This window comes from Streptomyces sp. MUM 2J (genome assembly GCF_022414535.1).
Classification (GTDB): domain Bacteria; phylum Actinomycetota; class Actinomycetes; order Streptomycetales; family Streptomycetaceae; genus Streptomyces.
Window position 1 is genome coordinate 34,716 of sequence record NZ_JADWYM010000025.1, and the last position, 23,515, is coordinate 58,230.

Below are 23,515 nucleotides of genomic sequence, written 5' to 3' on the forward strand. Positions count from 1 at the left end.
ATTCCACCCGCCCGGCCGGGCCGGCCGCCGGGTACCCCTCAGCCGCCGGACAGCACCCTGACCAGGTCTTCCGCCGTGCGGCAGCGGTCGAGGAGCTCCTTGACGTGATTTCGCGTTCCGCGTAGCGGTTCCAGGGTTGGGACCCTCTGCAGGGAGTCCCGGCCCGGGAGATCGAAGATGACCGAGTCCCAGGAGGCCGCGGCGACGTCGTCGGCGTACTGCTCCAGGCAGCGGCCGCGGAAGTAGGCGCGGGTGTCCTCCGGGGGGCTGGCCTTGGCCCGCTCGACCTCGGCCTCGTCCAGCAGCCGCTTCATCCGGCCCCGCGCCGCGAGGCGGTTGTAGAGCCCCTTCTCGGGGCGCACGTCGGCGTACTGGAGGTCGACCAGGTGCAGGCGGGCGGCATCCCAGTCGATGCCGTCGCGGCGCCGGTAGCCCTCCATGAGCTCGCGCTTGGCGACCCAGTCCAGCTCCCCGGCCAGGCTCATCGGGTCGTTCTCCAGCCGGGTGAGGGTGTCCTCCCAGCGGCTGAGCACGTCCTTGGTCTGGTCGTCGGCGTCGGCGCCGTAGCGCTCCTCCACGTATTTCCGGGCCAGCTCGTAGTACTCCATCTGGAGCTGCACCGCGGTGAGTGTGCGGCCGCTGCGGAGAGTGACCAGGCGCTTGAGGGACGGATCGTGGGAGACCTGGTGGAGGCTGCGGACCGGCTGGTCGACTGCCAGGTCGACGGCGATGAACGCGTCCTCGATCATGGAGAGCACCAGGGCCGTCGTCCCCAGCTTGAGGTACGTGGAGATCTCGGAGAGGTTGGCGTCGCCGATGATCACATGGAGGCGGCGGTACTTCTCGGCGTCCGCGTGCGGTTCGTCGCGGGTGTTGATGATGGGCCGCTTGAGCGTGGTCTCCAGACCGACCTCGACCTCGAAGTAGTCGGCGCGCTGGCTGAGCTGGAACCCGTGCTCGTGGCCGTCCTGGCCGATGCCGACGCGGCCGGCGCCGGCGAAGACCTGGCGGGAGACGAAGAACGGCGTCAGGTGGCGCACGATGTCCGAGAAGGGGGTCTCCCGCTTCATCAGGTAGTTCTCGTGCGTGCCGTAGGAGGCGCCCTTGTTGTCGGTGTTGTTCTTGTAGAGGTGGATCGGCTGGGCGCCGGGGAGCTGGGCGGCCCGTTCCGCGGCTTCGGCCATGATCCGCTCGCCGGCCTTGTCCCACAGGACGGCGTCCCAGGGGTTGGTGACCTCGGGGGCGCTGTACTCGGGGTGGGCGTGGTCGACGTAGAGCCGGGCACCGTTGGTGAGGATGACGTTGGCCAGGCCGATGTCCTCGTCGGTGAGCTGGCTGGCGTCGGCGGCCTCGCGGGCGAGGTCGAATCCTCGGGCGTCCCGCAGCGGGTTCTCCTCCTCGAAGTCCCAGCGGGCCCGGCGGGCCCGGTGCATCGCCGCCGCGTAGGCGTTGACGATCTGGGATGAGGTGAGCATGGCATTGGCGTTGGGATGGCCGGGGACGGAGATGCCGTACTCCGTCTCGATGCCCATTACTCGCCGTACGGTCATGCGGCCCTCCTTGCCCCGCGGCTCCCTCGGTCGTGGGCGCCGCTCACGTACCGCTCGTGCTCGAGTGGCCGTGCGGTGCCCGTCCCCGCACTGCGCAACCCGGCGGTAGGGAAGAGCCTAGAACGCCTTTGCACTGGTGGGGAGATCATTTGCATCATTGGCTTGCCCGCCTTGTCCCGGGTGTCGCCGGAAAAGCAGTCGGCCGCGGGCACCCTGGTGAGGGCACCCGCAGCCGCCCTTTCTTCTACAGGTACTGTCCAGTATTGGCCACCGTGTCGATGGAACGCCCGGTGTCCGCGCCCTGCTTTCCGGTGATGAGGGTACGGATGTAGACGATCCGCTCGCCCTTCTTTCCGGAGATGCGGGCCCAGTCGTCCGGGTTGGTGGTGTTGGGCAGGTCCTCGTTCTCCTTGAACTCGTCCACACAGGCCTGGAGGAGATGGGAGACGCGAAGGCCCTTCTGGTTCTTTTCCAGGAAGTCCTTGATCGCCATTTTCTTGGCGCGGCCCACGATGTTCTCGATCATGGCGCCGGAGTTGAAGTCCTTGAAGTAGAGGACTTCCTTGTCACCGTTGGCATAGGTGACTTCCAGGAAGCGGTTCTCCTCCGATTCGGCGTACATGTGCTCGACCGCGGTCTGGATCATGGCCTGGACCGTCGCACCCTTGTCCTGGCCGTGCTCCGAGAGGTCCTCGGTGTGGAGCGGGAGGCGCTCGGTGAGGTACTTGCCGAAGATGTCCTTGGCGGCCTCGGCGTCCGGGCGCTCGATCTTGATCTTCACGTCGAGACGGCCGGGGCGCAGGATGGCCGGGTCGATCATGTCCTCGCGGTTGGAGGCGCCGATCACGACCACGTTCTGCAGGCCCTCCACACCGTCGATCTCGGCGAGCAGCTGCGGGACGATGGTGTTCTCCACGTCGGAGCTGACACCGGAACCGCGGGTGCGGAAGAGGGACTCCATCTCGTCGAAGAAGACGATCACGGGGGTGCCCTCGCCGGCCTTCTCCCTGGCCCGCTGGAAGACGAGGCGGATCTGCCGCTCCGTCTCACCGACGTACTTGTTCAGCAGCTCGGGGCCCTTGATGTTGAGGAAGAAGCTCTTGCCGGCGGCCTGGCCGGTGACCTCGGCGACCTTCTTGGCCAGCGAGTTGGCGACCGCCTTGGCGATCAGCGTCTTGCCGCATCCGGGGGGCCCGTAGAGCAGGACGCCCTTGGGCGGCCGGAGTTCGTGCTCCTTGAACAGGTCGGGGTACAGGTAGGGGAGCTCGACCGCGTCGCGGATCGCCTCGATCTGGTTTCCGAGGCCGCCGATGGCCTCGTAGCCGATGTCGGGGACCTCCTCGAGGACGAGCTCCTCGACCTCGCTCTTGGGCACGACCTCGTAGACGTAGCCGGAGCGGGGTTCGAGCAGCAGGGCGTCGCCGGGGCGGATGGTGACGTCCAGCAGCGGCTCGGCGAGCCGCACCACCCGTTCCTCGTCGGTGTGCCCGAGCACCAGGGCGCGCTCGCCGTCCTCGAGGATCTCCTTGAGGGTGACGATGTCCCCGACGCGCTCGAACTCCATGGCCTCGACCACGTTGAGCGCTTCGTTGAGCATGACTTCCTGGCCGCGCCTGAGGTCGTCGAGTTCGACCCCGGGGCTGACGTTCACGCGGAGCTTCCGGCCGCCGGTGAAGATGTCGGCGGTGCCGTCCTCGATGGCCTGCAGGAAGACTCCGAAGCCGGCCGGCGGCTGGGCGAGCCGGTCGACCTCCTCCTTGAGGGCCACGATCTGATCCCGGGCCTCGCGGAGTGTGTTGGCGAGTCGCTCGTTCTGGGCGGACACGCCGGCCAGGTTGGTCTGCAGCTCGACGATCCGCTCTTCGAGAATCCTCGTGTGTCGCGGAGAGTCGGCGAGCTTACGTCGCAGGACGGCGATCTCCTGCTCAAGGTAGGCGATCTGCCCGGCCGGGTCGTCGGACCCGCGTCCCGGGCGGATGCCGCGGTCAATGTCGTCGTCGTGGGCTGCCACGGTCCTCACCTCCTCCAAGGGGAGCTGGACGCTTCCAGACCCTACCTGGGTGGGTGTCGATTGAAACCCCTAGATCACAAAGACGGTCGGGGTGTGTCCGATCTTCACCCTTGCGCTCTCCCTCACGCCAGGGGAATACCCACCGAACATGATTGGAAAGCGGGCAGAGGTAGGGTCGAAGTGTTCAACACCCGTCAGGGCCTGCTTCGTTCCCGAGCGGCTCGGCATCGAACGGCAGCAGGAGAGATGAGCGTGCAGCAGGAGGCCGGAGCCGGCGACGAGGCGCTGGAGGTCTGGATCGATCAGGATCTGTGTACCGGCGACGGCATCTGTGCGCAGTACGCACCCGAGGTGTTCGAGCTGGACATCGATGGTCTGGCGTATGTGAAGGGCGCCGACGAGGAGCTGCTGCAGGCACCGGGTGCCACGGTCCCGGTGCCGCTGCCCCTGCTGACGGACGTGGTGGACTCGGCGCGGGAGTGCCCGGGCGAGTGCATCCACGTCAGGCGGGTTTCGGACAGTGTCGAGGTGCACGGCCCGGACGCCGGGTGACGACTCCCCCACCGAGGGTCACGACTGTCTGGAATCTCACATCCCGGGTGGCGCGGTTCAGACGCTGCGGGCGCCCGCGGGCGTGGAGCGCAGGAACGCGCCGTCCTTCCACTTCCACGTCGCACGGCTCTTCAGGTCGGGGCAGCAGGCGGGCACGTCGTCGGAGGAGTAGCCGAGCAGGGTGGCGAGGACGTCCCCGCCGCGCACGGCGATCTCGGTGACCGTGTTGCGGCTCTTGGGGTCGACCAGGGTGGCGACGACGCGGGGCCGCACGGCACCCGGGCCCTGGGTGAGGACGTAGACGCCGTCGGGCGGGGTGCCCATGGGCGCGTCGCAGTGCACCACGGCGACCGTCTCCGGTCGGTCGTCTCCGTCGAGATCACCGGTGGCGGTCTTCTGCACGACGGCACGGACGGGTCCGCAGTCGAGCGGGAAGTCGACGCCCACGGTGGTGGGCGCCGCGGCGGGAGCGGCGGACGCGTCCGCGGGGCCGGGCGTCTGCGCCGCTCTGGCCGGGTGCGGCTGCAGGAGGCCGGACAGCGCCATGACGCCGGCGAGGGCGGTCGCCGTGGCGACCCAGTGGATCGGCCGGGTGTGGGTGTGTGCCAGTTCCGGGACGGCGGATTGCTGCACTAGGAGTGTCTCCCGTGAGGGCTGTGCCGGTGGGGGTGGCCTGCATGGTGCCACACGTCACAGTCCGGGGGAACGGCGGGGTCGCGGCCGGTGGGCGGACCGACCCGCCGCGACCGCCGCGCGGACGGGGCGGCCGGCCCGGCCGGGGTGAGACACGGTCAGGACGGCGGCGCCGTGGCCGCGTTCCCGGTGTGCTGCGGGAACGCGGCCACGGTGTTCGTCCGTTGACCCGGCACGGGGCCGCCGCAACGCGCGCTCCGCGGGCTGAGCGGTGCCGCGTCCGGAAGGAGCCTCAGCGCCCCATGCCGCCGTCGGCGTTGGGGCCGGTGTAGTCCTCGCCGTAGGCGCCCTTGGCGGGGCGGCGGCGGCGCATGGGCGGCTCCACGCCGTCGGCGAGGCGGCGGGCGGTGAGGAGGAAGCCGGTGTGCCCGATCATGCGGTGGTCGGGGCGGACGGCCAGGCCCTCGATGTGCCAGTTGCGGATCATGGTCTCCCAGGCGGTCGGCTCGTTGAAGCAGCCGATCTCCCGGATGGACTCCACGGTCCGGGCGAGCTGGGTGGTGGTGGCCACGTAGCAGCACACGATGCCGCCGGGCACCAGCGCCTTGGAGACCGCCTCCAGGCATTCCCAGGGGGCGAGCATGTCGAGGATGACGCGGTCGACGTCGGTGTCGGACAGGTTGTCCTGAAGGTCGCCGACCGTGAGCTGCCACGCGGGGTGCGGGCCGCCGAAGTAGCGCTCGACGTTCCCCCGGGCGATCTCGGCGAAGTCCTCGCGGCGCTCGTAGGAGTGCAGCATGCCCTGGTCCCCGATGGCGCGCAGCAGGAAGCTGCTGAGCGAGCCGGAGCCGACGCCTGCCTCGACGACGCGTGCGCCGGGGAAGATGTCGGCGAAGGCGAGGATCTGCCCCGCGTCCTTCGGGTAGACGACGGCCGCCCCGCGGGGCATGGACAGGACGTAGTCGGGGAGCAGGGGGCGCAGCGCGAGGTAGGCGACGTTCCCGGTGGTGCGGACAACGCTGCCCTCGGGACCACCGATCAGTTCGTCGTGCGGGAAGGAACCCTTGTGGGTGTGGAAGTTCTTCCCGGCCTCGAGCGTGAACGTGTAGTGGCGGCCCTTGGGGTCGGTCAGCTGTACCTGGTCCCCGACCTTGAAGGGCCCGCGCCTGCGGGCGGCACCGGTCGGTTCGGACATGTGAACAGCCTACCGGCCTTTGCGGGGGCCGCCGACCACCGCGTGACCCGGTGGTCCTCAGGCGGGCCGGGCCATCGCCTTGACGAAGGCGCGCTCCACGTCGGCGGCGGACAGGACGCCGTAGATCTCGCCGGTCTCCTCGACCACCAGATATTCGGTGGCGGGGGTGGCGCGGAGGACCTCCAGGAGGTCCTCGCCGGCCAGTTCGGCGGAGACGCGCATACCGTCGGTGATCTCCTGGGCCAGGCCGCTGACCGCGACCCAGGGGCGGCGGTGCTCGGGGACGCCGACGATGGCGGCCTCGCGTACCAGGGAGAGGGGTTCGCCGTCGGTGTCGACGACGACCAGGGCGCGGGCCCCGGAGTCGTTGGCGCGGCGCAGGGCCTCCGAGAGCGGGGTGTCGGTGTGGACGGGGACCGCGCGGCGGGTGAGGGTGCGGGCGCGCAGTTCGGGCAGGTGCTCACGCAGGCGCGCGACGCGCAGGCTGTTGCCGGCACCGGTCCAGATGATCGCGGCGAGGATGGCGGCGAGGAGGGCGTCGGTGACGGTGTCCATGCCGATGTTGTCCTCGGCATGTGAACCGAGGGCGCCGGACTGGGTGAGCAGGGGCAGGCCGATGAGGACGGAGACGGCCAGGGCGCGGCCGACCCAGGCGGCGGCGACGGTGCCGCTCATGGGTCTGCCGGTGATCTTCCAGACGACCGCGCGGAGCATCCGGCCGCCGTCCAGGGGCAGACCGGGCAGGAGGTTGAAGGCGGCGACGATGAGGTTGGAGATCATGAGGCCGGCGAGCAGCACGCCGGGGACGGTGCCGGGCTCGACGGGCTGCATGGCGAGGTAGAACAGGCCGGCGAGGACGAGGGAGAGCAGGGGGCCGACGAAGGCCAGCACGAACTCCCGGCCCGGGGTCTCGGCCTCCTTCTCGATCTCGGAGACGCCGCCGAAGAACTGGAGCTGGATGCGGCGGACGGGCAGCTTGAAGCGCAGGGCCGCGACCGTGTGGGCCAGCTCGTGCACGAGGACGGAGGCGTAGAAGGCGACGGCGAAGAAGAGGGAGACCAGGTAGCGGGCGGCGCCGAGCTCGGGCAGCACCCGGTCCAGCTGGCCGCCGAACACCCAGGTGATCAGTGCCGCGACCAGGAACCAGCTGGGCGCCACGTACACGGGCACCCCGAAGGGCCGGCCCATCAGCAGCCCGCCCCGCGGCTCGGGCGGCGGCTGCGGGGGGCGGGGCCGGGAGGTGCCGGAGTCCGCCCGTGTGCGGTCGTGGCCGGCGGGCCCGTGCGCATCGCCGTGGCCGCCGAGGGGGGCGGCGGCGCGGGGACCGGGCGGCGGGGCATCGTGCCCGGGGGTGGCGCCGGAGGTGTGGCCCTCCGGCGCGGGCGGGGTGCCGTGGGCCCCGGGCCCGTCGTTCCCGGTGGTGTCGTCCGCGCCGTCTCGACCGGTCTCCGGGGTCTCGGGCGCGTCGCGGTCACCGGATCCGCCCGCCGGGCCGGTGGCCCGGGCAGCGGGGTACGTCCGGCCCGGCTCCGGCGTGGGGGACGCTTCCGGACGGGGGGCCTCGCCGGGTGGGGGCGCCGTCGGTGTTGCGTGGCGGTCGGCCGTCTCGTCGTCGTTCGACGGCGGCTGCGCGCTCCGGCCGCTCTCGTCCACGGTGTCCCCTCGTTCGAAGCGTCTTCCGCGTCCTGGCGGGCGGAAGGGTCTCCGGTCGATGGTATGCGGCGTTCGTGGGACGTTCCGCCCCGGCACCCCTGAGTTTTCCCTGGCGTCCCGCGCACCGTGCACACGTGCGGGTGACTGTCGGTGGCGGGCCGTAAGCTCTGTGGGCATGGAGACGAGCAACGAGGGGCCGGCCGGAAAGCGCCTCGCCGGCGGCCCGGTGGCCCCGGTGCCGGTGCCGGTGCCCGGGCCGGTGCCGGCCCGGGATGCGGACGGGGCCCGGCCGGACGGTGCCGGAGCGCCTGCCCCCGCGGTGGTGGTGCCGCCCGCGGGGCTGTCGCCCTCGCGGGCCGGGGACTTCATGCAGTGCCCGCTGCTGTACCGGTTCCGGGTGATCGACCGGCTGCCGGAGAAGCCGAGCGAGGCGGCGACGCGCGGCACCCTGGTCCATGCCGTGCTGGAACGGCTCTTCGACGCGCCCGCCGCGGAGCGCACGGCGCCGCGGGCGAAGGCACTCGTCCCGGGGCAGTGGGACCGGCTGCGGGAGGCGCGGCCGGAGCTCGTGGAGCTGTTCGCGGACGACGTGGACGGCGAGCGGCTGACGCGCTGGCTGGCGGAGGCCGAGCAGCTGGTCGAGCGGTGGTTCACGCTGGAGGACCCGACGCGGCTGGAACCGGCCGAGCGTGAGCTGTTCGTCGAGGCGGAGCTGGACTCGGGACTGAGGCTGCGCGGGATCATCGACCGGGTGGACGTGGCGCCGTCCGGCGAGGTGCGGATCGTCGACTACAAGACGGGCAGGGCTCCGCGGCCGGAGTACGCCGAGAGCGCGCTGTTCCAGATGAAGTTCTACGCGCTGGTGGTCTGGCGGCTGAAGCGGGTCGTGCCGCGGCGCCTGCAGCTGGTGTACCTCGGCAGCGGGGACGTGCTGACGTACGACCCGGTCCGCGCCGATCTGGAGCGGGTGGAGCGCAAGCTGCTGGCTCTGTGGGAGGCGATCCGGCGGGCCACGGAGACCGGGGACTGGCGTCCGCGGCCGACGAAGCTGTGCGGCTGGTGCGATCACCGGGCGCACTGCCCGGAGTTCGGTGGCACTCCCCCGCCCTATCCGCTGCCCGTGAGGGCGGCCGAGCCGGACGGGGACCCGCAGGGCAGAATGGGGCCCGACTAGCGAAGGAGACTCACGTGGCCATCCGCGTCCTACTCGTCGACGACCAGCCGCTGTTGCGTACGGGCTTCCGGATGATCCTCGAGGCGGAGCAGGATCTCGCGGTGGTCGGCGAGGCCGGGGACGGCCTCCAGGCGCTGGACCAGGTGCGTGCCCTGCAGCCCGATGTCGTCCTGATGGACATCCGGATGCCGCGGATGGACGGTGTGGAGGCGACCCGGCAGATCACCGGGCCGGAGCGGGACGGCCCGGCCAAGGTGCTGGTGCTGACCACCTTCGACCTCGACGAGTACGTGGTGGAGGCGTTGCGGGCGGGGGCCAGCGGGTTCCTGCTCAAGGACGCCCCGGCGAACGAGCTGGTGCAGGCGATCCGGGTGGTGGCGGCGGGTGAGGCGATGCTCGCCCCCAGCATCACGCGCCGGCTGCTCGACAAGTACGCCACCCATCTGCCCTCCGGCGAGGAACCTGTCCCGGACACCCTGCACACACTGACCGACCGCGAGGTGGAGGTGCTGAAGCTGGTGGCGCGGGGGCTGTCGAACGCCGAGATCGCGGCCGACCTGTTCGTCAGCGAGACCACCGTCAAGACGCACGTGGGGCACGTCCTGACGAAGCTGGGGCTGCGCGACCGGGTGCAGGCGGCCGTCTACGCCTACGAGAGCGGTCTGGTGCGTCCCGGCGCCCAGTAGGGCGCCGCACGCGCCGGGTACGGGTGAGGGGGCGGTCCCGGCGGGACCGCCCCCTCACCCGTGTGGCGCTCGTTTCGCCCGCGTGCCGCTCAGTCCTTCTTCAGTTCCCAGAAGCGGAAGACGGTGGAGGCGTCGAGGCAGCTCTCCAGGCCGTAGACGTTCTCGCGGGTGACGGCGTACTGCTTGGCCTGCCACACGGGCAGTACGGGCAGGTCGTCGGCGACGATGTCCTGGAGGCGGGCGAACTCCCCGTCCGTGGCGGCACGGTTGCTCTGCGCGGCCGTGCGCGGCAGCAGGGTGCCGATGATGGTGTCGTTGGTGTAATGGTTGCCGAGCACGTTACCCGGTCCGAAGAACGGGGCGGTGAAGTTGTCGGCGTCGGGGTAGTCGGGGACCCAGCCCTTGACGTAGATGCCGTACTTGCCGGCCTCGATCTCCTTCTGGTAGCGGTCGTAGGGGACCGACCTGACGTCCGCCTCGAACAGGCCGCTGGCGTTGAGCTGGCCGGCGATGGCCTTCAACTCGGCGTCGGTGGCGGGGCCGTAGCGGGACGGCGTCGACCAGAGCGTCAGGCGCACCCGGCCGGTCATGCCCTCCTCGCTGAGCGCGTCGGCGGCCTTCTGCCGGGAGGGGCGGGCGCCGTAGGTGTCGAAGAAGGACGTGCTGTGGCCGGCGATGCCGGCGGGGACGATCGAGTACAGCGGGGTCGCGGTGCCCTGGTAGACGTCCCTCACGAGGGCGTCGCGGTCGAGCAGGTAGGCGATGGCCTTGCGGACGCCGAGCTTCCCGGCGACCGGGTCCTCCATGTTGAAGACCAGGTGCTGGACCTCGGCGCTGCTGCCCTCGACGACCTCGGCGCCGGTGCCGTCGCCCCCCTGGTCGAGGTCGGCGATGTCGCCCGCGCTGAGACCGCGGTAGGCGATGTCGACGTTGCCGTCGAGCAGGGCCTTCTTCAGGCCGGTCTGGTCGCCGTGGAAGAACTTCAGGGTGACACCGGAGTTCTTCGGTTCGGCGGCGCTGCCGCTGTAGTGCTCGTTGACGGAGAAGACGGCCTCGTCCTCGTCGACGGAGTCGAGCCGGTAGGGGCCGGAGCCCACGGCCCGGCCGTCCTTGCGCAGACCGTCGGCGTCGTACTGGCGGTGGTCGACGATGGAGCCGGCCCCGGAGGCGATCTTGCTGGGGAAGGTGGCGTCGGGGACCTTCAGCCGGAAGACGACGGTCTTGGCGTTCGGTGTCTCGACGGCGTCCAGCGTGGAGAACATGATCGCCGGGCCGTCCGGGTCGTCGATCCTCAGCATGCGGTCGAAGGAGAACTTCACGTCCTCGGAGGTGAGGTCGTCACCGTTGCTGAACTTCAGGCCGTCGGCGAGCGTGCAGGTGTAGACCGTGGTCGTCGCGTCGAAGGCGCAGGTCTTGGCCGCCTCCGGCTGAGGCTCGGTGCCGCCCTTGGGGAAGCTGAGCAGCGACTGGAAGACGTTGTTGAACAACAGCCAGGAGCCGGGGTCGTAGCCGGATGCGGGGTCGGTGGCCAGGACGTCGTCCGACATCCCCAACACCACGGTGGGGCCGTTGCCTCCGGCCTTCCCCGTCTCTGTACCGCATCCGGTCAAAAGGCCGAAGGCCAGACCCGCCGTGAGGGGCAGGACCGACCACGGGTTGCGCATGTTCACGTAGAGGTGCCTTGTCGTCGTTCTCGTGCCCCCGGGACCACGCCTCCGGCCCCGGGTTTCAGCCGCGGGGCACGTTCGGCCCCCCGGGCATTCATTCCCGGGGCGGCTGACCGCCTCCCCGGGACGCTGTGGGGGTCAGCCGCCCACACCCCGGCCGAGCTCCCAGAGCTGCAGCGTCGAGGTGGAGTTGAGGGCGTACGAGGTGCCCGTGATGTTGTCGCGCGCGGCGATGTACTGCTTGCCCTGCCACAGCGGCAGCATGGGCACGTCCTCGGCGACGATGTCCTGGATCTCCGTCAGGCTGTCGGCGGCGGAGAGCCGGTCGGCCTCGCGACGGGACTGCGGGATGAGGTGCTTGATGATCTCGCTGTTGGAGTAGGGCGACTTCAGGAAGTTGCCCTTGTCGAGGAACGGCGCGAGGAAGTTGTCGGCGTCCGGGAAGTCGGGGAACCAGCCCATGCCCCAGACGTCGTACTCACCCTTGCGCTCGGCCGGGACGAAGGTCTCCCAGGGATGGCCCTTGATGTCCACGTCGAACAGGCCGCTGCCGTTGAGCTGCTTCCTGAGCTGCTCGAACTCCTTCTTCGTGGCGGCACCGTAGTGGTCGGTGGTGTAGTGCAGGGTCAGCTTCACCGGCGTGGTGATGCCGGCCTTGTCCAGCAGCTTCTTGGCCTTGGCGGTGCTGGGGTCGCCGTACTTGTTGAAGAAGGCGTTGGAGTGGCCGGTGACGGCGGCCGGGACCAGCGAGTAAAGGGGCTGCGCCTGGGAGCCGTAGACCTTGGACACCAGCTCGCTGCGGTCGACGATCTGGGCCATCGCCTGGCGTACGGCCTTGTCCTTGACCGAGGCGGCGTCGGTGTTGAAGACCAGGTAGCGGATCTCGAGTCCGGGCATGTCGACCAGCTCGACGTCTCCGCCCGTGGCCGCGGACAGCTTCTGGACCTGCTGCGGCGTCATGGTGCGCGACATGACGTCGATGTCGTTCTTCTCGAGCGCGGCGTCCATGGCGTCGGCATCCGCGAAGGAGACCAGCTCGGCCTTGGAGTTGTTCACCGTCAGGGTGCCCTTGTAGTCGGGGTTCCTGGTGAACACGGCCCGGGTCATCTCCCCGTCCCTGGTCTCGGCGTGGAGACTGTAGGGGCCGGAGCCGTCGACCGCGAAGCCGTCGCGCAGCTTGTCCTTGGCGTAGTGGTCGGGGCTGACGATGCCCGCGACGGGGGTGGACAGCTTGAACGGGAAGGTGGCGTCGGCGGTCTTCAGGTGGAAGACGACGTCGCGGTCGCCCTGCGTCTCGACGGTGTCGATGGTCGACAGCAGCGAGGCGACACCGGAGTCGGCATCGATGTCACGGGCCCGGTCGATGGAGAACTTGACGTCGTTCGCGGTGACGGGCTTGCCGTCGGCGAACTTCAGGCCGGCGCGGAGCTTGCAGGCGTAGCGCTCGTTGCCGCTGTCGGTGAAGCCGCAGCTCTCGGCGGCCTCGGGGACCGGGTCGCCCTCGCCCTTGGGCAGGATCATCAGGGTCTGCACGGTCTGGCGCAGGACGTTCCAGGTGCCGACGTCGTAGGCGTAGGCGGGGTCGAGGGGCGCGGGGGCGTCCTTCGTAGCGGTGAACCGGTCCGTGGTGCCGACGACGATCGCGTCGCCTCCGCTGCTGCCGCTCCCGGACCCGCCGCAGCCGGCGAGCACGGGTGCGAGCAGACCGGCCATGGCCGGAAGCACCAGAGTCTTGCGGTTCATGCTCGAGTTTCTCCAGAGCTGATCGATTCCGTGTATCCGGCATGCAGGGGTGTCGCAGCGGATCACGGAGGGTTGGGGTCGATGTTCTCGCGACGAGATTAGTCCGCGCCCGCAGGAGGTCCGGAAACCAGTGGAGTTGAGGCCCCATCACGCAGCGAGACCGGGCATGGACAGACCGAAAACCCGACACGGGAAGGATTCGTGCAGCACTCCACCAATCGGGACACAAGGACCCCCTGAGGCCCGGTACACCGGGGTGCCACGCACAGCGCGCCCCACCTGTCGACCCCTCGACGCGTGGGGAACGTCACATGTGGAGCATGATGCACGAGGGTTGGAATTCAGACACTCGGCGTACCGGAAATTGCGCGGTGGCCGTTCCGTGATGAATCCGTGCCCATGGTCGTGGAATTTCCCGGGCAATCGTTGGCGCACGCTGGGTGAACACCTGACGCGCTTGCGTCATCGAACGGTTTCGGTCAGCAGTCCGCGCAGAAATGTCAGGTCGACCTCTTCCAGTGAAGTCACCACGGTGCGACGGGCGGCAGGGCTGATGGGGGCGACGGAAGGCACGGCCACCACGTGGCAGCCGGCGGCCTCGGCGGCGGCGACCCCTGTGGCGGTGTCCTCGATGACGGCGCATCTGGCCGGATCCGCTCCAAGGCCGGTGGCGGCCCGCAGATAGGGATCGGGGTGCGGCTTGGTGCGGTCGACCTCGTCGCCGGCGACGGTGAGGTGGAAGCGGTGGCTGAGGGAGGTGAGGACGCGGTCGATGACGCGCCGGTGCGAGGCGGAGACCAGGGCCGTGGGGATGCCGTGGTCGCTCAGCTCGGCCAGCAGCCGGGCGGCGCCGGGCATCAGCGGCAGGGTGCGGTCGATGCGGTCCTCGAAGCCCTCGTTGAGCAGGACGGTGAGCTCGGCGAGGGCGATGTCGGCGCCCGTCGCCTCGATGAGGAACCCCGCGCTGCGGGTCATCGGGCCGCCGACGACGACATGGCGCCAGGCGTCCTCCAGCGTGTGGCCGAGGGCGGCGAACACCTCGACCTCGACGTCCCACCAGAAGCCCTCGGTGTCCACCAGGGTTCCGTCCATGTCGAGCAGCACGGCCTGCAGGGCGGAGCCCTTGGCCGTGGTGTGTCCGAGCGCAGGGACCGTACTGGTCATCCGGGCGCACCTCCTTGAGGGACGATCAGGCCGGTTCCCTCCGGGGGAACCGGCCTGCGGTGGACCGACCAGTGTACGACGCGCGCGAACGAAATACCTCGTTTGAAAGGCGAGGTCGGGGGCACTCTCCCCAACCCGGACGCACGCGCCGGGAGGACCTTCGGCGTGCCCTCCGCGGGGCGTGCGGGCGCTGCGCGGCGGGGGCTCAGCGGGCGTTGAAGTACTTGGCCTCCGGGTGGTGGATCACGATCGCGTCGGTGGACTGCTCGGGGTGGAGCTGGAACTCCTCCGACAGGCGGACGCCGATGCGCTCCGGCTGGAGCAGGTCCGCGATCTTCGCGCGGTCCTCCAGGTCGGGGCAGGCGCCGTAGCCGAGGGAGAAGCGGGCGCCGCGGTACTTCAGGGCGAACATGTCCTCGACGTCCGCCGGGTCCTCACCGGCGAAGCCGAGCTCGGCGCGCACGCGGGCGTGCCAGTACTCGGCGAGCGCCTCGGCCAGCTGGACGGACAGGCCGTGCAGCTCCAGGTAGTCGCGATAGGCATCGGCCTCGAACAGGCGTGCGGTCTCCTCGCCGATGCGGGAGCCCACGGTGACCACCTGGAGGCCGACGACGTCGGTCTCGCCGGACTCCTCGGGACGGAAGAAGTCCGCGAGGCAGAGCCGCCGGCCGCGTCGCTGGCGCGGGAAGGTGAAGCGGGTGCGCTCATGGCCCGACTCGTCCAGGATGATCAGGTCGTCGTCCTTGGACACGCACGGGAAGTAGCCGTGGACGACGGCCGCCTCCAGCAGGTTCTCCGTCTGCAGCCGGTCCAGCAGTCCGCGCAGCCGCGGACGGCCCTCGGCCTCGACCAGTTCCTCGTACGTCGGTCCCTCGCCGGTGCGGGCCTGCTTCAGACCCCACTGGCCCTTGAACAGGGCGCCCTCGTCGATCCAGGACGCGTACTCCCTGAGCTGGATGCCCTTGATCACGCGGGTGCCCCAGAACGGCGGGGTGGGGACCGGGTTGTCCGTGGACACATCGGAGCGGACGTGCCCCTCCTGCGGGCGCTCCTGCACCTCGGCGACGGCCGTCCGCACCCTGCGCTGCCTCAGTTCGGGCAGACCGGCCCCGGGCATGCCGCGCTTGACGCCGATCAGGGCGTCCATCAGCCGCAGACCCTCGAAGGCGTCGCGGGCGTAGCGGACCTCGCCCTCGTAGATCTCGTACAGGTCCTGCTCGACGTAGGCGCGGGTCAGCGCGGCACCGCCGAGGATGACCGGGTAGTCGGCCGCCAGTCCGCGGGCGTTGAGCTCCTCCAGGTTCTCCTTCATGATCACCGTGGACTTCACCAGGAGCCCGGACATGCCGATCACGTCGGCTCCGTGCTCCTGGGCCGCCTCCAGGATCGCGGAGACCGGCTGCTTGATGCCGAGGTTGACCACGTTGTAGCCGTTGTTGGACAGGATGATGTCGACGAGGTTCTTGCCGATGTCGTGCACGTCGCCGCGGACCGTCGCCAGCACGATGGTGCCCTTGCCCGCCTCGTCGGTCTTCTCCATGTGCGGTTCGAGGTGGGCGACGGCGGTCTTCATCACCTCGGCGGACTGGAGCACGAACGGCAGCTGCATCTGGCCGGAGCCGAACAGCTCTCCGACCACCTTCATGCCGTCGAGCAGGGTGTCGTTGACGATCTCCAGCGCCGGGCGGGTCAGCAGGGCCTCCTCCAGGTCGGCCTCCAGGCCGGTCCGCTCGCCGTCGATGATGCGCCGCTTGAGGCGCTCCTGGAGCGGCAGCGCGGCCAGTTCCTCGGCCTTGGAGGCCTTGAGCGACTTGGCCGTGGCGCCCTCGAAGAGGGCCATCAGCTTCTGCAGGGGGTCGTAGCCCTCGCCGCGGCGGTCGTGGATCAGGTCGAGGGCGGTTCTGACCTGCTCCTCGTCGAAGCGGGCGATCGGCAGGATCTTGCTCGCGTGGACGATCGCGGAGTCCAGGCCCGCCTTGACGCACTCGTCCAGGAAGACGGAGTTCAGCAGGATCCGGGCGGCCGGGTTGAGGCCGAAGGAGATGTTCGACAGGCCCAGGGTGGTCTGCACGTCCGGGTGCCGCTTCTTCAGCTCGCGGATGGCCTCGATGGTGGCGATGCCGTCCTTGCGGGACTCCTCCTGACCGGTGCAGATGGTGAAGGTCAGGCAGTCGATGAGGATGTCCTCCTCACGGATGCCCCAGGTGCCGGTCAGATCGGCGATCAGCCGTTCGGCGATCTCGACCTTCTTCTCCACGGTGCGGGCCTGGCCCTCCTCGTCGATGGTCAGCGCGATCAGCGCGGCGCCGTGTTCCTGCGCCAGCCGGGTGACCTTGGCGAACCGGGAGCCGGAGCCGTCGCCGTCCTCGTAGTTCACCGAGTTGATCACCGCGCGCCCGCCGAGCTTCTCCAGGCCCGCCCGGATCACCCCGACCTCGGTGGAGTCCAGCACGATCGGCAGGGTGGAGGCGGTGGCGAAGCGGCCGGCGAGTTCCTCCATGTCGGCGACGCCGTCGCGGCCGACGTAGTCCACGCACAGGTCGAGCATGTGCGCGCCTTCGCGGATCTGCTCGCGGGCCATCTCCACGCAGTCGTCCCAGCGGCCGTCCAGCATGGCCTCGCGGAACTTCCTGGAGCCGTTGGCGTTGGTCCGCTCGCCGATGGCCAGGTAGGAGGTGTCCTGGCGGAACGGGACCGACTGGTACAGGGAGGCGGCACCGGGCTCGGGCCGCGGGCTGCGCTCGACCGGGGCCAGTGCGCGCACCCGCTCCACCACCCGGCGCAGGTGCTCCGGTGTGGTGCCGCAGCAGCCGCCGACCAGGGACAGGCCGTAGTCGCGGACGAAGTTCTCCTGCGCGTCCGCCAGCTCCGGCGCGGTCAGCGGGTAGTGCGCCCCGTCCGCGGTGAGCACCGGCAGACCCGCGTTCGGCATGCACGACAGCTGGACGCGGGAGTGGCGGGCGAGGTAGCGCAGGTGCTCGCTCATCTCCGCGGGGCCGGTGGCGCAGTTCAGGCCGATCATGTCGATACCCAGCGGCTCCAGCGCCGTCAGGGCCGCGCCGATCTCCGAGCCGAGCAGCATGGTGCCGGTGGTCTCGACGGTCACCGACACGATGAGCGGGACCTCGTACCCGGCGGTCTCCATCGCGCTGCGGGCGGCGATGACCGAGGCCTTCGTCTGGAGCAGGTCCTGCGTGGTCTCCACCAGCAGCGCGTCGGCGCCGCCGGCGAGCAGGCCCTCGGCATTGCTCCGGTAGGCGTCACGGATCGCGGCGAAGGTGGTGTGGCCGAGGGTGGGCAGCTTGGTGCCGGGACCCATCGAGCCGAGCACCCAGCGCCGGCGACCGTCCCGGGCCGTGAACTCGTCCGCCGTCTCGCGGGCGATACGGGCCCCGGCCTCGGACAGCTCGTGGACCCGCTCGGCGATGTCGTACTCACCCAGGGCGGAGAGGTTGGCCCCGAAGGTGTTGGTCTCCACGCAGTCGACGCCCGCATCGAAGTACGCCGAGTGGACCGAACGGACGATGTCCGGCCGGGTGACGTTGAGGACCTCGTTGCAGCCCTCCAGATTCTGGAAGTCCTGCAGCGTGGGTTCCTGGGCCTGGAGCATGGTGCCCATCGCCCCGTCGGCGACCACCACACGGGTGGCGAACGCCTGGCGGAGCGCGGACGCACGGGCCCGGCTGTCGGCGGAAGGGGTCGGCGGCTGCGCGGCCATGAAGGGGCTCCCTTGAGGTGCGACGGCTGTCGGCTATGCGGCGTCCCGGACAATGCCCCGGGAGGCGCACGGCGCCAGCGTAACCGGGAGCGGGCTTGGATGGGCAGCGCGTCCACGGGGCGGGACGCGCGGCTCTCGCGGGCGGCCGTCGCGACGCCGTGGCGCGTGCGTGCGGCCACGCCGACGGCAACAGGTGCCGACCGACCATTGGCGGTGGGTCGCCGGGAAACGGTAGTGTTCGGCAATGCCGAACGGCAGCAGCAACGGCCGCACGTGGACGGCCGAAGGGGACGGAGGCAGAACAGCGATGTCACGGAACATCCAGTCGCTCGAACGCGCGGCCGCGATGCTGCGCCTGCTCGCGGGCGGCGAACGACGGCTGGGCCTGTCGGACATCGCATCCTCCCTGGGCCTGGCCAAGGGCACCGCCCACGGCATCCTGCGCACCCTGCAACAGGAGGGCTTCGTCGAACAGGAGGAAGCCTCCGGCCGCTACCAGCTGGGCGCGGAGCTGCTGCGTCTGGGCACCACCTATCTCGACGTCCACGAGCTGCGGGCACGCGCCCTGGTGTGGACCGACGACCTGGCCCGCGCCAGCGGGGAGAGCGTCTATCTCGGCGTCCTGCACCAGCAGGGCGTCCTGATCGTGCACCACGTCTTCCGGCCCGACGACAGCCGGCAGGTGCTGGAGATCGGGGCCATGCAGCCACTGCACTCCACCGCCCTGGGCAAGGTCCTGTCCGCCTACGACCCCGTGGCGCACAGCGAGGCCCTGGAAGCCGACCGCAAGGCCTTCACCGACCGCACGGTGTGCGAGCTGGACGCCTTCGAGCACATCCTCGACATCACCCGCGCGCGCGGCTACGCCGCCGACGTGGAGGAGACCTGGGACGGCGTCGCGTCCCTCGCCGCACCCATCCACGACCGCCGGCGGATGCCGGTGGGGGCCGTGGGCATCACCGGCGCGGTGGAGCGGGTGCGCCGTGACGAGGAGCTGAGGCCCGAGCTGATCGCGGCCGTGCGCGACTGCGCCCGCGCGGTGTCGCGCGATCTGGGCGCCGGGCGGTTCTGACCCCGCACGGGTCCACCGACGGAAGCGACCGGGACACCGATCGGGGTCCCGGCTTTCGGCATACCCTGAAATCGGTCGAAAATTGACATGTAGGGCGAAGGTGCACACCTCGCCCTTGATCGCGGTCCGCGATCGATAGTGCACCGCGATCAATAACGATCGCATTTTCGATAACAGAACCCTTGACGCATGCGTAACGCCGGGGCAAGACTCCCGTCCATCGGTCGGCATTGTCGAACACCTACCGGCAATACACGCTAGAGTGTGACAACGCCAAGGGCCGGTATCGCTCTCACCCCCGAGGGCGCCGGAAACCCGGTGGGACCCGGGATCCGGCTTCCCTGGCACGCAAGGACAAAGGAGTCGCGGGTGTCCAGCTCCGACATCTTCATCGGCGAGACCATCGGTACCGCCATACTCATCCTGCTCGGCGGCGGCGTCTGCGCCGCCGTGACGCTGAAGGCCTCCAAGGCTCGTAACGCCGGCTGGGTCGCCATCGCCTTCGGGTGGGGCTTCGCCGTCATGACGGCCGTGTACGTCTCCGGCCCCCTCTCCGGCGCACACCTCAACCCGGCCGTCACCGTGGCCCTCGCCATCAAGGACGGCGACTGGACGAACGTGCCGACCTACATCGGCGGCCAGCTGCTCGGCGCCATGATCGGCGCGACGCTCGTCTGGATCGCCTACTACGGCCAGTTCCAGGCCCACCTGACCGACAAGGAGATCGTCGGCGGTCCGGGGGCACAGGCCACGGCGGCCAAGGCCGTCGAGGCGCAGGAGCAGGGCGCCGGCCCGGTTCTGGGCGTCTTCTCCACCGGTCCCGAGATCCGGAACGCGGTGCAGAACCTCGCCACCGAGATCATCGGCACCGTGGTGCTGGTCATCGCGGTCCTCACGCAGGGCCTGAACGACAAGGGCAACGGCCTGGGCGTCCTCGGCGGTCTGATCGTCGCGCTCGTGGTGGTCTCGATCGGTTTCTCGCTGGGTGGCCCCACCGGCTACGCCATCAACCCGGCCCGCGACCTCGGTCCGCGCATCGTGCACGCCCTTCTGCCACTGCCCAACAAGGGCGGCTCCGACTGGGGCTACGCCTGGGTCCCGGTGGTCGGTCCGCTGATCGGCGCCGCCATCGGGGCAGGCATCTACAACGTCGCATTTGCCTAAGAGCACCGCACTCGCAGCACGTGCCGTACGTCATGCCCCATCCTCACGGAACCTCCAGGAGAACACAGTGACCGACGCCCACGCCGGCCCCTTCATCGCCGCCATCGACCAGGGCACCACCTCCAGCCGCTGCATCGTCTTCGACCGGGACGGCCGCATCGTCTCCGTCGACCAGAAGGAGCACGAGCAGATCTTCCCGAAGCCGGGCTGGGTCGAGCACAACGCCGACGAGATCTGGACCAACGTCCAGGAGGTCGTCGCCGGAGCCGTCTCCAAGGCCGGCATCACCCGGGACGACATCAAGGCCATCGGCATCACCAACCAGCGCGAGACCACCGTCCTGTGGGACAGGAACACCGGTCGGCCCGTGCACAACGCCATCGTCTGGCAGGACACCCGCACCGACGCCCTCTGCCGCGAGCTGGGCCGCAACGTCGGCCAGGACCGCTTCCGCCGTGAGACCGGCCTGCCTCTGGCCTCCTACTTCGCCGGTCCCAAGGCCCGCTGGCTGCTGGACAACGTCGAGGGCCTGAAGGAGCGTGCCGAGGCCGGGGACATCCTCTTCGGCACCATGGACACCTGGGTCATCTGGAACCTGACGGGCGGTGTCGACGGCGGCAAGCACGTCACCGACGTCACCAACGCCTCCCGCACCATGCTGATGAACCTCCACACCATGGAGTGGGACGACAAGATCTGCGAGTCCATCGGCGTGCCGCCGCAGATCCTGCCGGAGATCCGCTCCTCCGCCGAGGTGTACGGCGAGATCACGGGCGGCAAGCTGGGCGACCTGCTAGGCGGCATCCCGGTCGCCTCCGCGCTCGGTGACCAGCAGGCTGCCCTGTTCGGCCAGACCTGCTTCTCCGAGGGCGAGACCAAGTCGACGTACGGCACCGGCACCTTCATGGTGATGAACACCGGTGACAAGATCATCAACTCCTATGCCGGACTGCTGACCACCGTCGGCTACAAGATCGGTGAGCAGCCGACGGTCTACGCCCTGGAGGGCTCGATCGCCGTCACCGGCTCGCTGGTGCAGTGGATGCGGGACCAGATGGGCCTGATCTCCACCGCCGCGGAGATCGAGACGCTCGCGCTCTCGGTCGAGGACAACGGCGGCGCCTACTTCGTACCGGCCTTCTCCGGCCTGTTCGCCCCGCACTGGCGCTCCGACGCCCGCGGTGTGATCGCCGGCCTGACCCGGTACGTCACCAAGGCGCACCTCGCGCGTGCCGTCCTGGAGGCCACCGCCTGGCAGACCCGGGAGATCGCCGACGCCATGACGAAGGACTCCGGCGTCGAGCTGTCCACCCTCAAGGTCGACGGCGGCATGACCGCCAACAACCTGCTGATGCAGACGCTCTCCGACGTCCTGGACGCACCGGTGGTGCGCCCGATGGTCGCCGAGACGACCTGCCTCGGCGCCGCCTACGCCGCCGGCCTCGCCGTCGGCTTCTGGAACAACACCGACGACCTGCGCGCCAACTGGCGCCGGGCCGCCGAGTGGACCCCCCGCATGGACGCGGAGACCCGCGACCGTGAGTACAAGAGCTGGCTCAAGGCCGTCGACCGGACCATGGGCTGGATCGCCGAGGAAGACTGACGAGGAGTTAGAACCCGACATGACCACTCAGTCCACCCTGCAGTCCGTACCTGCCCTGGGGACGCGACCGTCCTCCGGCTCCCACCCGAGCCGCGCCGAGACCAGGGAGCAGCTCTCCAAGGCGTCGTACGACCTTCTCGTCATCGGCGGCGGCATCCTGGGCATCTCGACCGCCTGGCACGCCGCGCAGTCCGGCCTCAGGGTGGCACTGGTCGATGCCGGCGACTTCGCCGGCGCCACCTCCTCCGCCTCCTCCAAGCTGCTCCACGGCGGTCTGCGCTACCTGCAGACCGGCGCGGTGAAGCTGGTGGCGGAGAACCACTTCGAGCGCCGTGCGGTCTCCCGTCAGGTGGCCCCCCACCTGGCGAACCCGCTCACCTTCTACCTCCCCGTGTACAAGGGGGGGCCGCACGGCGCGGCGAAGCTCGGGGCGGGCGTCTTCGCCTACTCCGCGCTCTCCGCGTTCGGTGACGGCGTGGGCCACCTGCTCTCGCCCGCCAAGGCGGCGCAGGACGTGCCCGAGCTGCGCACCGAGAACCTGAAGGCCGTCGCCGTGTACGGCGACGACCAGATGAACGACGCGCGCATGGCGCTGATGACGGTCCGCGCGGCCGTCGAGGCGGGCGCGGTCGTGCTCAACCACGCCGAGGTCACCGGGCTGCGCTTCACCAAGGGCCGGGTGACGGGCGCGGAGCTGCGCGACCGCCTCTCCGGCGAGGAGTTCGGCGTCACGGCCCGCCTGGTGCTGAACGCGACCGGCCCGTGGGTCGACCACCTGCGCCGGATGGAGGACGCCGGCGCGGCGCCGTCCATCCGGCTGTCGAAGGGGGCGCACCTGGTGCTGAAGCGGACCTCGCCGTGGAAGGCCGCGCTCGCCACCCCGATCGACAAGTACCGCATCACCTTCGCCCTCCCCTGGGAGGACATGCTGCTGCTGGGCACCACCGACGAGGAGTTCGAGGGCGACCCGGCGGACGTCGCGGTCAACGACAAGGACATATCCCAGATCCTGGACGAGGCCGCGTTCTCCGTCCGCGACCAGCAGCTCAGCCGCGACCTGATCACCTACGCCTTCGCCGGCCTGCGGGTGCTTCCGGGCGGCCCCGGCGACACCGCCAAGGCCAAGCGCGAGACGGTCGTCACCGAGGGCAAGGGCGGCATGCTCTCCGTCGCGGGTGGCAAGTGGACCACCTTCCGGCACATCGGCCGTACGGTGATGCAGAAACTGGAGTCACTCCCGGGCCACCCCCTGGGCGACGACTTCGAGCCGATCTCGTCGCTGCCGAGGAAGCTGCCCCTGCCGGGTGTCGCCAACCCGCGCGCGGTGGCCCACCGTCTGCTGGTGGACCGCCCGGCGCCCGGGCCGCGGATGTCCGCGGACACCGCCCGGCACCTCGCCACGCACTACGGTTCGCTGGCCTTCGACATCGCCCGGCTGGCCAACGAGAACCCGGAGCTGGGCGAGCGCATCCACCCGGACGCCCCCGAGATCTGGGCCCAGGTCGTCTACGCCCGGGACCACGAGTGGGCCGAGACGGCGGATGACGTACTGCGCCGCCGGACGACGCTGACGATCCGGGGCCTGGCCACGGACGAGGTCCGGACGAAGGTCCGGGGACTGCTCGACCAGAAGTAGCCCGCCATGGTCCGGAAGGGGCGGCTCCAGCGCCGACGGAGCCGCCCCTTCCGCCTGTCCGGCCGCTCATGCCCGCACGGCCCCCGCCGCGGTGCGGCAACGACGACCTGCGCGGACCCGCGCGGACCCGTCCGCCCCGCCGGCCGCGTGCGCCGTGCGGGGGCAGTCAGGGCCGGGACGTCCGGCGGGGTGTTCCGATATGGCGAACGGGGCAGTGATCCGTTCACTCCCCCGTGCAAGGGGGCTGCGGGCCCGCCCTGCGCACGCCGTAAGGTTGGGTGGTCAAGCGAGGGC

At 70.3% G+C, this 23,515-nt stretch carries 16 protein-coding genes; 7 read left to right on the forward strand and 9 right to left on the reverse strand.

All coding sequences use genetic code 11. The annotated features are described in order from the left end of the window. Positions 1-38 precede the first annotated feature (38 nt). Positions 39-1,550, reverse strand: a complete 1,512-nt coding sequence (gene dop, locus I3F54_RS20340) for a depupylase/deamidase Dop (RefSeq protein ID WP_374205943.1) — start codon at positions 1,548-1,550, stop codon at positions 39-41. Between the two features lie 244 nt (positions 1,551-1,794). Continuing rightward, positions 1,795-3,561, reverse strand: a complete 1,767-nt coding sequence (gene arc / locus I3F54_RS20345; protein ID WP_240120257.1) for a proteasome ATPase — start codon at positions 3,559-3,561, stop codon at positions 1,795-1,797. Between the two features lie 246 nt (positions 3,562-3,807). Here arc and I3F54_RS20350 point away from each other — a divergent pair, with 246 nt between their 5' ends. After that, positions 3,808-4,113: a ferredoxin gene (locus I3F54_RS20350; protein ID WP_240120258.1), complete on the forward strand. Its 306-nt coding sequence runs from the start codon at positions 3,808-3,810 to the stop codon at positions 4,111-4,113. A gap of 57 nt (positions 4,114-4,170) precedes the next feature. On the opposite strand, the gene I3F54_RS20355 is transcribed toward I3F54_RS20350, so the two are convergent. The 3 genes from I3F54_RS20355 to I3F54_RS20365 all read right to left on the reverse strand — a co-directional run bounded on the left by I3F54_RS20355 (position 4,171) and on the right by I3F54_RS20365 (position 7,594). After that, positions 4,171-4,746, reverse strand: coding sequence for a hypothetical protein (locus tag I3F54_RS20355; protein ID WP_240120259.1), 576 nt, complete (start codon positions 4,744-4,746; stop codon positions 4,171-4,173). A 292-nt stretch (positions 4,747-5,038) separates the two neighbouring features. Continuing rightward, entirely contained in the window at positions 5,039-5,941 is a 903-nt protein-coding gene (locus tag I3F54_RS20360) for a tRNA (adenine-N1)-methyltransferase (protein WP_240120260.1), read from the reverse strand. A gap of 57 nt (positions 5,942-5,998) precedes the next feature. Further along, positions 5,999-7,594: a site-2 protease family protein gene (locus tag I3F54_RS20365; protein WP_240120261.1), complete on the reverse strand. Its 1,596-nt coding sequence runs from the start codon at positions 7,592-7,594 to the stop codon at positions 5,999-6,001. A gap of 175 nt (positions 7,595-7,769) precedes the next feature. On the opposite strand from I3F54_RS20365, the gene I3F54_RS20370 reads away from it, so the two are divergent. Then, positions 7,770-8,768, forward strand: coding sequence for a RecB family exonuclease (locus I3F54_RS20370; protein WP_275676520.1), 999 nt, complete (start codon positions 7,770-7,772; stop codon positions 8,766-8,768). Between the two features lie 14 nt (positions 8,769-8,782). Further along, positions 8,783-9,454 carry a response regulator transcription factor gene (locus I3F54_RS20375; RefSeq protein WP_205383608.1) on the forward strand — a complete coding sequence of 224 codons (672 nt, stop codon included), beginning with the start codon at positions 8,783-8,785 and terminating at the stop codon, positions 9,452-9,454. Between the two features lie 89 nt (positions 9,455-9,543). On the opposite strand, the gene I3F54_RS20380 is transcribed toward I3F54_RS20375, so the two are convergent. The 4 genes from I3F54_RS20380 to metH all read right to left on the reverse strand — a co-directional run bounded on the left by I3F54_RS20380 (position 9,544) and on the right by metH (position 17,746). Further along, on the reverse strand, positions 9,544-11,124 hold the full coding sequence (locus I3F54_RS20380; RefSeq protein WP_240120263.1) for an ABC transporter substrate-binding protein: 1,581 nt from the start codon (positions 11,122-11,124) through the stop codon (positions 9,544-9,546). Positions 11,125-11,259: 135 nt separating this feature from the next. Continuing rightward, positions 11,260-12,864, reverse strand: coding sequence for an ABC transporter substrate-binding protein (locus I3F54_RS20385; protein ID WP_240120264.1), 1,605 nt, complete (start codon positions 12,862-12,864; stop codon positions 11,260-11,262). A 462-nt stretch (positions 12,865-13,326) separates the two neighbouring features. Next, complete coding sequence (locus I3F54_RS20390) at positions 13,327-14,028, reverse strand: HAD family phosphatase (RefSeq protein ID WP_240120265.1); 702 nt, start codon at positions 14,026-14,028, stop codon at positions 13,327-13,329. Between the two features lie 205 nt (positions 14,029-14,233). Next, positions 14,234-17,746 carry a methionine synthase gene (gene metH, locus I3F54_RS20395; protein ID WP_240120266.1) on the reverse strand — a complete coding sequence of 1,171 codons (3,513 nt, stop codon included), beginning with the start codon at positions 17,744-17,746 and terminating at the stop codon, positions 14,234-14,236. Between the two features lie 307 nt (positions 17,747-18,053). Here metH and I3F54_RS20400 point away from each other — a divergent pair, with 307 nt between their 5' ends. The 4 genes from I3F54_RS20400 to I3F54_RS20415 all read left to right on the forward strand — a co-directional run bounded on the left by I3F54_RS20400 (position 18,054) and on the right by I3F54_RS20415 (position 23,221). Further along, entirely contained in the window at positions 18,054-18,818 is a 765-nt protein-coding gene (locus tag I3F54_RS20400) for an IclR family transcriptional regulator (RefSeq protein ID WP_240120267.1), read from the forward strand. A gap of 369 nt (positions 18,819-19,187) precedes the next feature. Beyond that, on the forward strand, positions 19,188-19,982 hold the full coding sequence (locus I3F54_RS20405) for an MIP/aquaporin family protein (RefSeq protein ID WP_240120268.1): 795 nt from the start codon (positions 19,188-19,190) through the stop codon (positions 19,980-19,982). A gap of 67 nt (positions 19,983-20,049) precedes the next feature. Beyond that, complete coding sequence (glpK, locus tag I3F54_RS20410) at positions 20,050-21,585, forward strand: glycerol kinase GlpK (protein WP_240120269.1); 1,536 nt, start codon at positions 20,050-20,052, stop codon at positions 21,583-21,585. 19 nt (positions 21,586-21,604) lie between these two features. Continuing rightward, positions 21,605-23,221 carry a glycerol-3-phosphate dehydrogenase/oxidase gene (locus I3F54_RS20415; RefSeq protein WP_240120270.1) on the forward strand — a complete coding sequence of 539 codons (1,617 nt, stop codon included), beginning with the start codon at positions 21,605-21,607 and terminating at the stop codon, positions 23,219-23,221. Positions 23,222-23,515: the final 294 nt, after the last annotated feature.